This is a genomic window from Serratia sp. Tan611 (assembly GCF_905188235.1).
GTDB classification, from domain to species: Bacteria; Pseudomonadota; Gammaproteobacteria; order Enterobacterales; family Enterobacteriaceae; genus Serratia_B; species Serratia_B rhizosphaerae.
Genome location: NZ_LR994655.1, coordinates 4,769,733 through 4,782,114, shown reverse-complemented (window position 1 = coordinate 4,782,114; position 12,382 = coordinate 4,769,733). Strand labels below are relative to the sequence as shown.

11 protein-coding genes and 1 riboswitch are annotated in these 12,382 nt (G+C 57.4%); of the genes, 8 read left to right on the top strand and 3 right to left on the bottom strand.

Going from position 1 to position 12,382, the window contains the following annotated elements; genetic code table 11:
* Positions 1–17: 17 nt before the first annotated feature.
* The 3 genes from argB to argH all read left to right on the top strand — a co-directional run bounded on the left by argB (position 18) and on the right by argH (position 3,492).
* On the top strand, positions 18–791 hold the full coding sequence (argB, locus tag TAN611_RS22580; protein ID WP_105233039.1) for an acetylglutamate kinase: 774 nt from the start codon (positions 18–20) through the stop codon (positions 789–791).
* Positions 792–818: 27 nt separating this feature from the next.
* Entirely contained in the window at positions 819–2,033 is a 1,215-nt protein-coding gene (locus TAN611_RS22575; RefSeq protein WP_105233038.1) for an argininosuccinate synthase, read from the top strand.
* 85 nt (positions 2,034–2,118) lie between these two features.
* Positions 2,119–3,492 (top strand): argininosuccinate lyase, encoded by a 1,374-nt coding sequence (gene argH / locus TAN611_RS22570; protein ID WP_105233037.1) that lies wholly within the window; start codon positions 2,119–2,121, stop codon positions 3,490–3,492.
* A 189-nt stretch (positions 3,493–3,681) separates the two neighbouring features.
* Here the strand turns inward: argH and TAN611_RS22565 are convergent, their stop codons facing one another.
* Positions 3,682–4,413, bottom strand: coding sequence for a glutathione peroxidase (locus tag TAN611_RS22565; RefSeq protein WP_105233036.1), 732 nt, complete (start codon positions 4,411–4,413; stop codon positions 3,682–3,684).
* A gap of 151 nt (positions 4,414–4,564) precedes the next feature.
* On the opposite strand from TAN611_RS22565, the gene oxyR reads away from it, so the two are divergent.
* Positions 4,565–5,482 (top strand): DNA-binding transcriptional regulator OxyR, encoded by a 918-nt coding sequence (oxyR, locus tag TAN611_RS22560; protein ID WP_105233035.1) that lies wholly within the window; start codon positions 4,565–4,567, stop codon positions 5,480–5,482.
* Here oxyR and sthA read toward each other — a convergent pair.
* The gene (gene sthA, locus TAN611_RS22555) at positions 5,465–6,862 is read right to left on the bottom strand and encodes a Si-specific NAD(P)(+) transhydrogenase (protein WP_105233034.1); all 1,398 of its coding nucleotides are present in this window, start codon (positions 6,860–6,862) and stop codon (positions 5,465–5,467) included. The two genes, oxyR and sthA, sit on opposite strands and share 18 nt — an antisense overlap.
* A 216-nt stretch (positions 6,863–7,078) precedes the next feature.
* Between sthA and fabR the strand changes: the two genes are divergently transcribed.
* Both fabR and TAN611_RS22545 read left to right on the top strand, forming a co-directional pair.
* On the top strand, positions 7,079–7,711 hold the full coding sequence (gene fabR, locus TAN611_RS22550; RefSeq protein ID WP_015962297.1) for an HTH-type transcriptional repressor FabR: 633 nt from the start codon (positions 7,079–7,081) through the stop codon (positions 7,709–7,711).
* An 18-nt stretch (positions 7,712–7,729) separates the two neighbouring features.
* Positions 7,730–8,104 carry a YijD family membrane protein gene (locus tag TAN611_RS22545; protein WP_105233033.1) on the top strand — a complete coding sequence of 125 codons (375 nt, stop codon included), beginning with the start codon at positions 7,730–7,732 and terminating at the stop codon, positions 8,102–8,104.
* Positions 8,105–8,149: 45 nt separating this feature from the next.
* Here TAN611_RS22545 and trmA read toward each other — a convergent pair whose 3' ends face one another.
* Positions 8,150–9,253 (bottom strand): tRNA (uridine(54)-C5)-methyltransferase TrmA, encoded by a 1,104-nt coding sequence (gene trmA, locus TAN611_RS22540; protein ID WP_105233032.1) that lies wholly within the window; start codon positions 9,251–9,253, stop codon positions 8,150–8,152.
* 119 nt (positions 9,254–9,372) lie between these two features.
* Positions 9,373–9,587: riboswitch (cobalamin riboswitch) on the top strand.
* A gap of 67 nt (positions 9,588–9,654) precedes the next feature.
* Between trmA and btuB the strand changes: the two genes are divergently transcribed.
* Together btuB and murI are read left to right on the top strand one after the other, a co-directional pair.
* Positions 9,655–11,523, top strand: coding sequence for a TonB-dependent vitamin B12 receptor BtuB (gene btuB / locus TAN611_RS22535; RefSeq protein ID WP_105233031.1), 1,869 nt, complete (start codon positions 9,655–9,657; stop codon positions 11,521–11,523).
* Entirely contained in the window at positions 11,468–12,331 is an 864-nt protein-coding gene (murI, locus tag TAN611_RS22530; RefSeq protein WP_203067024.1) for a glutamate racemase, read from the top strand. The genes btuB and murI overlap by 56 nt, the downstream gene beginning before the upstream one ends.
* Positions 12,332–12,382: the final 51 nt, after the last annotated feature.

The following is a 12,382-nucleotide window of genomic DNA, read 5'->3' as shown; positions in this document are numbered from 1 at the left end:
CGCGTGAGTAAATAACGATGAATCCGTTAATTATCAAGTTAGGTGGCGTGTTATTAGACAGTGAAGAAGCGCTGGAGCGTCTGTTTACCGCGCTGGACAGCTATCGCGCCCAGTATCAGCGTCCGCTGGTGATCGTGCACGGCGGCGGCTGCGTGGTGGATGAGCTGATGAAGCAGCTGTCTTTGCCGGTGGTGAAGAAAAACGGCCTGCGGGTCACGCCCGCTGAACAGATCGACATTATTACCGGCGCGCTGGCGGGCACGGCCAATAAAACCCTGCTGGCCTGGGCGGTTAAGCACCAAATCAACGCGGTCGGCCTGAGCCTGGCGGACGGCAACAGCGTTGCGGTTACGCAGCTCGATCCGGAGCTGGGCCACGTGGGCAACGCGCAGCCGGGGTCGCCAGCACTGCTGCAAACCCTGCTGGGCGCGGGTTATCTGCCGGTTGTCAGCTCCATCGGCATTACCGCCGGCGGCGAGCTGATGAATGTCAATGCCGACCAGGCCGCGACGGCGCTGGCCGCCACGCTGGGCGCCGACCTGATCCTGCTGTCGGACGTCAGCGGCATTCTGGACGGCAAGGGCCAGCGCATTGCCGAAATGACGGCGCAAAAAGCGGAGCAGCTTATCGAACAGGGCATCATCACCGATGGTATGGTGGTGAAGGTTAACGCGGCGTTGGACGCTGCCCGCACCCTTGGCCGCCCGGTCGATATTGCCAGCTGGCGCAATGCGGAAAAATTACCGGCGCTGTTCAACGGTGAATCAATCGGCACCCGGATTCTTGCTTAACTTCAGATTTGAAATAGGAATAAGACAATGCAAAACCAAAATATCAAAAAAATCGTGCTGGCTTACTCCGGCGGCCTGGATACTTCTGCCATCATTCCGTGGCTGAAAGAGAACTACGGCGGCTGTGAAGTGGTGGCGTTTGTGGCGGATATCGGCCAGGATCGCAGCGATCTGGAAGGGGTGGAGAAAAAGGCGCTGCAGTCCGGCGCCTCCGAGTGTCACGTGGTCGACCTGCGTGAAGAGTTCATCCGTGATTATGTCTATCCGGTGCTGCAGACCGGCGCATTGTATGAAGGCACCTACCTGCTCGGCACCTCCATGGCGCGTCCGATTATCGCCAAGGCGCAGGTTGAGCTGGCGCTGAAGGTTGGCGCCGACGCGCTGTGCCACGGCGCAACCGGTAAAGGTAACGATCAGGTGCGTTTCGAAACCACTTACACGGCGCTGGCGCCGCAGCTGAAAGTGGTGGCGCCTTGGCGTGAGTGGAACCTGCGTTCCCGTGAAGCGCTGTTGGACTACCTGAAAGAGCGTAATATTCCGACTACCGCGTCGCTGGAAAAAATCTACAGCCGTGATGAAAACGCCTGGCATATTTCCACCGAAGGCGGCGTGCTGGAAAGCCCGTGGAATGCGCCGAACAAAGATTGCTGGGTATGGACCGTCGATCCGCTGGAAGCGCCGGATCGGCCGGAGCAGGTCACCATCCGCGTAGAAAAAGGCCGGGTGGTGGCGGTGAACGGTGAAACACTGACGCCGTACCAGTGCCTGGAAAAACTGAACGAACTGGGCGCCAAGCACGGCGTGGGGCGGATCGATATCGTCGAGAACCGTTTGGTCGGCATCAAATCCCGCGGCTGCTATGAAACCCCGGGAGGCACCATCATGGTTGCGGCGCTGCGCGGCGTCGAGCAGCTGGTGCTGGATCGCGACAGCTTCAAATGGCGCGAGCAGTTAGGGCTGGAAATGTCCTACGTGGTTTATGACGGCCGCTGGTTCGCGCCGTTGCGTCGTTCGATCCAGGCTTCTGCCGAAGCGCTGGCGGAAGAGGTGAACGGTGAAGTGGTGCTGCAGCTGTATAAAGGCCAGGTGACGGCGGTTCAGAAAAAATCGGCCAACAGCCTGTATTCAGAAGAGTTCGCCACCTTTGGCGAAGACGAAGTTTATGACCACAGCCATGCCGGCGGCTTTATCCGCCTGTTCTCTCTGTCTTCACGTATCCGTGCGTTGAACGAACAGAAGTAAGGTCAGCGGTTGTGAGTTTGTCGGGGCGCAGCATGCTGCGCCCCTGATGTTCTGAGCGAATGCATAAAAAATTCAGGAGCAGATTATGGCACTTTGGGGCGGGCGGTTCAGTCAGGCGGCGGATCAGCGGTTCAAACACTTAAATGACTCACTGCGTTTCGATTACCGTCTGGCGGAGCAGGATATTGTCGGCTCCGTCGCCTGGTCGAAAGCGCTGGCGACCGTCAACGTACTGACGGCGCAGGAGCAGCAGCAGCTGGAACAGGCGTTGAACGCCTTGTTGACGGAAGTTCAGGCCGATCCGCTGGCGATCGTGCAGAGCGATGCGGAAGATATCCACAGTTGGGTGGAGCAAAAGCTGATTGAGAAAGTCGGCGATCTGGGTAAAAAGCTGCACACCGGGCGGAGCCGTAACGATCAGGTGGCGACCGATCTGAAACTATGGTGCAAACAGCAGGTCGGCGATCTGCTGACGGCGATCGTCCAGTTGCAGCAGGCGCTGGTGGAAACTGCCGAAGCCAATCAGGATGCGGTGATGCCGGGGTATACCCACCTGCAGCGCGCACAGCCGGTGACATTCGCTCACTGGTGCCTGGCGTATGTAGAAATGCTGGCCCGTGACGAAAGCCGCCTGCAGGATACGCTGAAACGGCTGGATGTCAGCCCGCTTGGCTGCGGCGCACTGGCGGGGACCGCTTATCCTATTGACCGCGAACAGCTGGCCGGCTGGCTGGGTTTTGCTTCCGCCACCCGCAACAGTCTGGACAGCGTTTCCGACCGTGACCACGTGCTGGAACTGCTGTCCAACGCTTCAATCAGCATGGTGCACCTGTCGCGCTTTGCCGAAGACCTGATCTTCTTTAACAGCGGCGAAGCGGACTTTATTGAGCTTTCCGACCGTGTGACGTCCGGCTCGTCGCTGATGCCGCAGAAGAAAAACCCGGACGCGCTGGAGCTGATCCGCGGTAAATGCGGCCGCGTGCAGGGCGCATTGACCGGCATGATGATGACGTTAAAAGGCCTGCCGTTGGCGTATAACAAAGACATGCAGGAAGACAAAGAAGGGCTGTTCGACGCGCTCGACACCTGGATGGACTGCCTGCAGATGGCGGCGCTGGTGCTGGACGGTATTCAGGTGAAACGTCCGCGCTGTCAGGAAGCGGCGGAGCAGGGCTATGCCAATGCCACCGAACTGGCGGATTACCTGGTTGCCAAAGGCGTGCCTTTCCGTGAGGCGCACCATATCGTCGGTGAGGCGGTGGTCGAGGCCATTCGTCAGGGCAAGGCGCTGGAAGCGTTGCCGCTGGCCGATTTGCAGCAGTTCAGCAGCGTGATCGGCGATGACGTCTATCCGGTGCTGTCGCTGCAGTCCTGCCTTGATAAACGCGCGGCGAAAGGCGGCGTATCGCCGCAGCAGGTCGCCAGCGCCATTGCCGCCGCCAAGCAGCGGCTGGCATAACGCTCAGGGCTAGTGAACAACGTAAAGGCGCGGCATGATGCTGCGCCTTTTGCGTTTTTCAGCCGGCGAGCCGGGCGCACAGGTAGCGATTCAGGCTGACGCAAATGCGTCCAGGCCCCGCAGAATAAAAAAGGCGGGCCACTTGACCGGCCCGCCCAATGTTTACCTGGGTTTGTTATTAATCGTTAATCAGACTGACAGGAATTTTTCCAGATCGTCGCTGCCGCCGATATGACGGCCGCCGATAAATACCTGCGGCACGGTGGCGCGGCCGCTGACGGCGCGCAGGCTGACGGTGGTTGCATCCTGGCCCAGAACGATCTCTTCATACTGCATGCCGCGCTCTTGCAGCATCTGTTTGGCTTTGGCGCAGAACGGACAGCCCGGCTTGGTGAACACGGTGATGGACTCCTGCACTTTGAACTCCGGCGCCAGGTATTTCAGCATGGTGTCGGCGTCAGACACTTCAAACGGGTCGCCCGGTTTGTTGGGTTCCACGAACATTTTTTCGACCACGCCGTTGCGCACCAGCATGGAGTAGCGCCATGAACGCGGGCCGAAGCCGAGCTCGGCTTTCTCAACCAGCATATTCATGCCTTTGGTGAATTCGCCGTTGCCGTCCGGCACGAAGGTAATATTTTCGGCGTGCTGGTCCGCCTTCCAGGCGTTCATCACGAAGGTGTCGTTGACGGAAACGCACAGGATGCTGTCGACACCGTGCTGCTTAAACACGCTGAACAGCTCGTTATAGCGTGGCAGATGGCTGGAAGAGCAGGTCGGGGTAAAGGCGCCCGGCAGGGAAAACACGACCACGGTCTTGTCTTTAAACAGATCGCTGGTGGTGACGTCGACCCATTGGTCGCCTTGGCGGGTGTGGAACGTAACCTGAGGGACTTTTTTGCCTTCTTGGCTGGTAAACATAGAGTAACCCCTTCATAAGATAAAATAATTTTTCTTTGCTGACGCAATGCCGCTTCGTTGATGAACATTATTCACGCCGGGACTTGATAGTTCTAATCACTCATTGCTATCTTATCTATCGCCACGGGCTATCGTGGCGTGGAGGGAAACAATGAATATTCGTGATTTAGAGTACCTGGTCGCCTTGGCCGAGCACCGCCACTTCCGGCGCGCTGCCGATTCATGCCATGTCAGCCAGCCCACGCTGAGCGGCCAGATCCGCAAACTGGAAGATGAACTGGGCGTGATGCTGCTGGAACGCACCAGCCGTAAAGTGCTGTTTACTCAGGCGGGTCTGCTGCTGGTGGAACAGGCGCGAACCGTACTGCGTGAAGTCAAGGTGTTAAAGGAGATGGCCAGCCAGCAGGGGGAAACCATGTCCGGGCCGCTGCATATCGGTCTGATCCCGACGGTGGGGCCTTACCTGCTGCCGCAGATTATCCCGACGCTGCATAAGTCCTTCCCGAAGCTGGAAATGTATCTGCACGAAGCACAAACCCAGCAGCTGTTGGCCCAGCTCGACAGCGGCAAGCTGGATTGCGCGATTCTGGCGTTGGTCAAAGAGACCGAAGCCTTTATTGAAGTGCCGCTGTTTGACGAACCGATGAAGCTGGCGGTCTATTCCGATCATCCGTGGGCGCAGCGTGAGCGCGTCGCGATGCCGGATCTGTCAGGGGAAAAACTGCTGATGCTGGAAGACGGCCACTGCCTGCGCGATCAGGCGATGGGCTTTTGTTTCCAGGCCGGTGCGGATGAGGACACCCATTTCCGCGCTACCAGTCTGGAGACGCTGCGCAATATGGTGGCCGCCGGCAGCGGGATTACGCTGCTGCCTTCACTGGCGGTGCCGTCGGAACGCGAGCGTGACGGCGTGTGCTATCTGGATTGCTATAAACCGGAGCCGAAACGCACCATTGCGCTGGTATATCGCCCCGGCTCCCCGCTGCGCAGTCGTTATGAGCAGCTGGCCGAGGCGATTCGCGAGCATATGCAAAGTTACATCGGCTCGACGTTAAAACAAGCGGTTTAAGCCGTTGAGTGCCGCCACCCGGTAGGCTTCGGCCATGGTTGGATAGTTGAAGGTAGTATTAACGAAATACTCGATAGTATTACCTCCATTCTTCTGTTCCATGATCGCCTGACCGATGTGAATGATCTCGGCGGCACGCTCGCCAAAGCAGTGGATCCCCAGGATCTCCAGCGTATCGCGGTGGAACAGGATCTTCAGGCTGCCGACGTTCATGCCGGCAATCTGCGCCCGCGCCAGGTGTTTGAACTGGGCGCGGCCCACTTCATACGGCACTTTCATCGCCGTCAGTTCCTGCTCGGTTTTACCGACGGAGCTGATTTCCGGAATGGTGTAAATCCCGGTCGGGATATCGTCGATCAGGTGCCCGCCCACTTCACCGCTGGAGATCGCCTGCGCGGCGATGCGCCCTTGATCGTAAGCGGCAGAAGCCAGGCTCGGGTAGCCGATGACGTCGCCCACGGCATAGATATGCGGCACCGCGGTTTGGTACATGCTGTTGACTTTCAGCAGCCCGCGGCTGTCTGAATCCAGGCCGACATTCTCCAGCCCCAGCGAGTCGGTGTTACCGGTACGGCCGTTGGCGTACAGCAGGCAGTCCGCTTTCACTTTCTTGCCGGACTTCAGGTGTACGATAACCCCGTCATCCACCCCTTCGATTTTCTCGTACTCTTCGTTATGGCGGATCACTACGCCGTTGTTCCAGAAGTGGTAGGAGAGTGAATCCGACATTTCCTGATCGAGGAACGCCAGCAGACGATCGCGGGTGTTGATCAGATCGACCTTGACGTTCAGGCCGCGGAAGATCGAGGCGTATTCGCAGCCAATCACCCCGGCGCCATAAATAATGACGTGGCGCGGTTCGTGGTTCAGCTCAAGGATGGAATCGCTGTCGTAAATACGCGAGTGGTTAAAGTCGACGCCGGCCGGATGATAAGGGCGCGAGCCGCAGGCGATGACGATATGCGTCGCGCTGACCGTGTCCTGCGTGCCGTCCGGGTAAGTGACGCTGACGGTATTGGCGTCGATAAAGTGGGCGTCGCCGGCAAACAGTTTGCACTGGTTGCGCTCATAGAACCCCTGGCGCATACGCGTTTGCTGATTGATAACGTTGTCGGCGTGGCGGAGGATGTCAGGGAAAGTGGCGCTGAGCGTACGGGAATTATTGTAGAGCGGGTTTTGGTTGAATTCGATAATACGGCTGACGGCGTGGCGGAGGGCTTTCGAGGGGATGGTGCCCCAGTGGGTACAACCACCGCCGACGTTATTGAACCGCTCAATCACGGCCACACGGGCGCCTTGTTTCACCAACCCCATAGCGGCACCTTCGCCGCCAGGGCCCGAGCCAATAATTATGGCGTCAAATTGATAGTGCTGTTGCATGTAGGAGGGACCTATTCTTATACAAAATTACAACGGTATCTTAACATCATAGCGCTGCACACCCAATCACCATTAGGCTTTTTGAGGCAAAGTGCGACAGAGAGCGACTATCATCGCCGCTGGGCGCGTTTGTATAAATGCTGTTGCAATAAAATTTGCTATATTGCCACCCTTACGGCGTTAGACTGAGAGAATGGAAGTTATCTGGATATGCATATGGGCGTCAGAGCACAACAGAAAGAACGGACGCGTCGTTCCCTGATTGAGGCGGCTTTTAGCCAACTCAGCGCCGAACGCAGTTTCGCCAGCCTGAGCCTGCGGGAAGTTTCCCGCGAGGCAGGGATTGCGCCGACCTCGTTTTATCGTCATTTCCGCGATGTGGATGAGCTGGGGCTGACGATGGTCGATGAAAGCGGCCTGATGCTGCGCCAGCTGATGCGGCAGGCGCGTCAGCGCATCGCCAAGGGCGGCAGCGTGATCCGCACGTCGGTGTCCACCTTTATGGAATTTATCGGCAATAACCCTAATGCGTTTCGCCTGTTGCTGCGTGAACGTTCCGGCACCTCTGCGGCATTTCGCGCCGCGGTGGCGCGTGAAATCCAGCATTTTATTGCCGAACTGGCGGATTACCTCGAACTGGAAAACCATATGCCGCGCAGCTTTACCGAAGCGCAGGCCGAGGCAATGGTGACCATCGTGTTCAGCGCCGGCGCCGAAGCGCTGGATATTGATATTGAGCAGCGCTGCCAGCTGGAAGAGCGGCTGGTGCTGCAACTACGCATGATCTCTAAAGGCGCTTACTACTGGTATCGCCGCGAGCAAGAAAAAACGTCTGTGTCCCACGTATAAAAAAGAAGGTGAAAAGTAATGGAAAAACCAGGCCGTGAGAATGGCACCTTACTGCTGGCATTGGTTGCCGGCCTTTCTGTTAATGGTTCTTTTGCCGCACTGTTTAGTTCGGTCGTGCCGTTTTCGGTCTTCCCGCTGATTGCTTTGGTGCTGGCGGTGTACTGCCTGCATCAGCGTTATCTTAACCATGCGATGCCGGACGGTATGCCAAAGCTGGCGGCGGGCTGCTTTTTACTGGGGCTGCTGCTGTATAGCGCCATTGTGCGCGCGGAATATCCGCAGATCGGCTCCAACTTCCTGCCGTCGATTCTGTGCGTAGCGCTGGTGTTGTGGCTGGGCGTGAAGTTGAAGGCGCGCAAAGCGCTTAACGTTGAGAACGGCCCGCAGTCATAAGCGTGGCTGATGTCGGGCGCCGCTGAGCGCCCGACAATATAACGATCAGGCGCGTTTTTCCAACAGTACGCCGCACTCCATATGGTGGGTATACGGGAACTGATCGAACAGCGCCAGACGCGTAACCTGATGCGTTTCCTGTAGGGTCGCCAGATTGGCGCACAGCGTTTCCGGATTGCAGGAAATATACAGAATGCGCGGGTAGGCCTGCACCATCTTCACCGTCTCGTCATCCAGCCCGCTGCGCGGCGGATCGACAAAAATCGTCTCGCAGTTATAGTCACTTAATTCAATGCCCTGCAGACGGTTGAAGCTGCGCACGCCGTTCATTGCCTGAGTAAACTCTTCCGCCGACATCCGAATGATCTGCACGTTATCGATCTGATTGGCGGCGATATTGTATTGCGCCGCCGCAACCGAAGGCTTGGCGATCTCGGTGGCCAGTACGCGCTCGAAGTTGCGCGCCAGCGCCAGCGAGAAATTGCCGTTCCCGCAGTACAGCTCCAGCAGATCGCCTTTGGCGCCGGCGGTCACGTCCAGCGCCCACTCCAGCATTTGCACATTCATCGCCGCGTTGGGCTGGGTAAAGCTGTTTTCCACCTGGCGGTAGATCATGTCGCGGCCGGCGACCGGCAGCACTTCATCGACATAATCCTGATCCAGCATCATCTTCATTTTTGACGCACGGCCGATCAGGTGCAGGTCGAAGCCTTGCGCGCGCAGCGCGTCACGCAGTTGCTCCGCATGCTGCCGCCACTCTTCGTCCAGTTTGCGGTGATACAGCAGTGAGGCGATGATTTTGCCGCTTTGGGTGGAGAGATAATCAATCTGGAACAGCTTACGCCGCAGGATGGGTTCCGGTTTGATGGCGGCGATCAGCGCCTGCATCAGGCGGTTAATCAGCTCGCTGGCGGCCGGGAAACGATCGATGCGGATGCGCTGCTTGGTCTGCTGATCGAACATGATGTGGTACATCTCGTCTTCATCATGCCAGATGCGAAACTCGGCGCGCATGCGGTAGTGCTGGACTGGCGAGCGGTACACTTCCGGCTCGGGCGCCCCGAACGGCGACATCATGGTTTTCAGGCGGCTGGTTTTTTCCGCCAGCTGCTCGTCGTAGCGTTCAATCGGCAAATTCTCGGGGGTCATGGTCTTCTCGTCAGTCAAATTGGATCAGCGGGGATTGTAGGGAATTGGGCTGTGAAGTCCAGTTTTGTCCGCTGTCATGTTGTTGCCCAGATTGGCAGTCTAGACATCCATTTACATTGATCGTAGCATTGCCGTCCGGCCTCAAGCAGCGAGTTAAAAGGGAATCCGGTGAGAATCCGGAGCTGGCGCGCAGCGGTATGGGGAAGTCACGGCGATAGCGTATTCACGCAGACACTGTCCATCTGCAGGACGGGAAGTCATCGCCCGGTGTCGGCGGTTTTCTGCCACCGGCAAATCCCAAGCCCGAAGACCTGCCGGTATTACGTCGCAACTACCCTGAACGGCGCGAATCTCGGCCAGGGATCTGCGGCATCCGCCAATTAAGTTTGGATGCTTTTCTCATGATAACGATAAAAAATACGCTGCTGGCGGTGGCTTCCTCCGTCACGGCTTTTTCCGTCTGGGCGCAAGACAACGCAGCAATCAATAACAACGGCGAGAATCTGGTGGTGTCGGCCAACCGCTTCCCGCAACCTGTTTCTTCCGTATTGGCGCCGACCTCGGTGGTCACCCGCAATGATATCGATCGCTGGCAGGCCAAAAGCCTGACCGACGTGATGCGTCGTCTGCCGGGGGTAGATATCGCGCAGAACGGCGGTATGGGGCAGAACAGTTCACTGTTTATCCGCGGCACCAACTCCAGCCATGTACTGCTGCTGATCGACGGTATTCGCCTGAATCAGGCCGGCGTCAGCGGTTCTTCCGATCTGAGCCAAATTCCTCTCTCGCTGGTGCAGAAGGTGGAATATATTCGTGGCCCGCGTTCGGCGGTGTACGGTTCCGACGCTATCGGCGGCGTGGTCAACATTATCACCACCCGTGAAAAGAACGGCACCACGCTGTCTGCCGGCGTTGGCAGCAACGGCTATCAGGCCTATGACGCTGCGACTCAGCAGCCACTGGGGGAGAATACCGTCGCCACCCTGGCCGGCAACTATACCTATACCAAAGGGTATGACGTTGTCGCCTACGGCAGTACCGGCCTGCAAAGCCAACAGGACCGCGATGGCTTTATGAGCAAGTCGCTGTATGGCTCGGTTCAGCACCAGTTTAATGAACGGCTCAGCGGCTTCTTCCGTGGCTATGGTTATGACAACCGCACGGCGTATGACGGCTATTATTCACCCGGCGCGGCGCTGGTGGACACGCGTAAATTGTACAGCCAGACCTGGGACAGCGGTGTGCGCTATCAGCAGGGTATTTACGCCACCCAACTGGTAGGTAGTTACAGCCACAGCAAAGATTACAACTACGATCCGCGCCTTGGGCAGTATGCAAGTTCAGCGCGGCTGGATGATGTTGAGCAATACAATCTGCAGTGGGGAAATACATGGCGGCTAGGGCAGGGGACGCTGAGCGCCGGCGCTGACTGGCAGAATCAAAAAATCAAACCGAATACCGCCTCGGTGACGGAAGAAAAAAGCCAGCGCAATACCGGACTGTACCTGACCGGCCAGCAGCTGCTTGGCCCGGTAACGCTGGAAGCGGCGGTACGCGGCGACGACAACAGCGAGTTTGGCTGGCATGGTACCTGGCAGACCAGTGCAGCGTGGGAATTTGTGGAAGGCTACCGGTTTATCGCCTCTTACGGCACCGCATTTAAAGCGCCGAATATGGGGCAGCTGTACAGCGACTTTTATGGCAACGGCTCCCTGAAGCCGGAAGAGAGTAAACAGTGGGAAGGCGGCTTTGAAGGGGTGAGCGGGCCGGTGAGCTGGCATGTATCTGCTTACCGTAATGACGTTGATAACCTGATTGACAGCGATCCGGTGACTTACCGTTATTACAACATCGGCAAGGCGAGAATTAAGGGCGTTGAGGCTACCGCATCGTTTGATACCGGTCCGTTAACCCATCAGTTGGGTTACGACTATGTGGATGCGCGCAATGCCAAAACCAATGAGTTGCTGCCGCGTCGCGCCAAACAGCAGGTAAAGTATGAGCTGGACTGGCAGATATACGATTTGGACTGGGCGGTGACCTATCATTACCTGGGACAACGTTACGATAAAGACTACAGCGGTTACCCGGCGCGCAGCGTGAAGCTCGGCGGCGTCAGCCTGTGGGATCTCGCGGTGTCGTATCCGGTCACATCACATCTGACAGTTCGTGGTAGAATTGCCAACCTGTTTGATAAAGATTATGAGACGGCATATGGCTACGCTACTCCAGGGAGAGAGTACTACCTCACCGGAAGCTATACCTTCTAATTCCACCGCTGCGCCGCGCCCGACGGTGCTGGTATTTGATTCCGGCGTCGGCGGGTTGTCGGTGTATCAGGAGGTTCGGCAGCTGTTGCCGGATCTCCACTATATATACGCTTTCGATAATGTGGCCTTCCCTTATGGTGAGAAGTCCGAGGAATTTATCGTTGAACGCGTGCTGGAGATTGTCGGCGCAGTACAGCAGCGACACCCTCTGGCGATTGTGATTATTGCCTGTAACACCGCCAGTACCGTTTCCTTACCTGCTTTACGTGAACGCTTCGAGTTTCCGGTGGTGGGCGTTGTTCCCGCTATCAAGCCCGCCGCCCGTTTGACGGTTAATGGCAGCGTCGGGCTGCTGGCAACGCGCGGAACCGTGCAGCGCGCCTATACCCGTGAATTGATCGCCCGCTTTGCCACCGACTGCCAAATTGAGTTGCTGGGCTCGTCCGAGCTGGTAGAGCTGGCGGAGGCGAAACTGCATGGCGAAGAGGTGCCGCTGCCGGCGCTGAAGAAAATTCTGCAGCCTTGGCTGAGCATGCGCGAACCGCCGGACACGGTCGTGTTGGGCTGCACCCACTTCCCGCTATTAGCGGATGAGTTGATGCAGGTGCTGCCGGAAGGGACGCGGCTGGTGGATTCCGGTGCGGCGATTGCCCGTCGTACCGCCTGGTTGATCTCAACGCAGGAAAATTTGGTATCGACGCAGGATGACAATCTTGCCTACTGTCTGGCGTTAAATGAAGATACTGATGCTTTATTGCCCGTTTTACAGGGTTACGGCCTCAAATCGCTGAAAAAACTGCCGCTTTAACGCCATTTTGATTAAATGTTCAACGGTTGAAAAGTTTTTTGAAATTAGGGG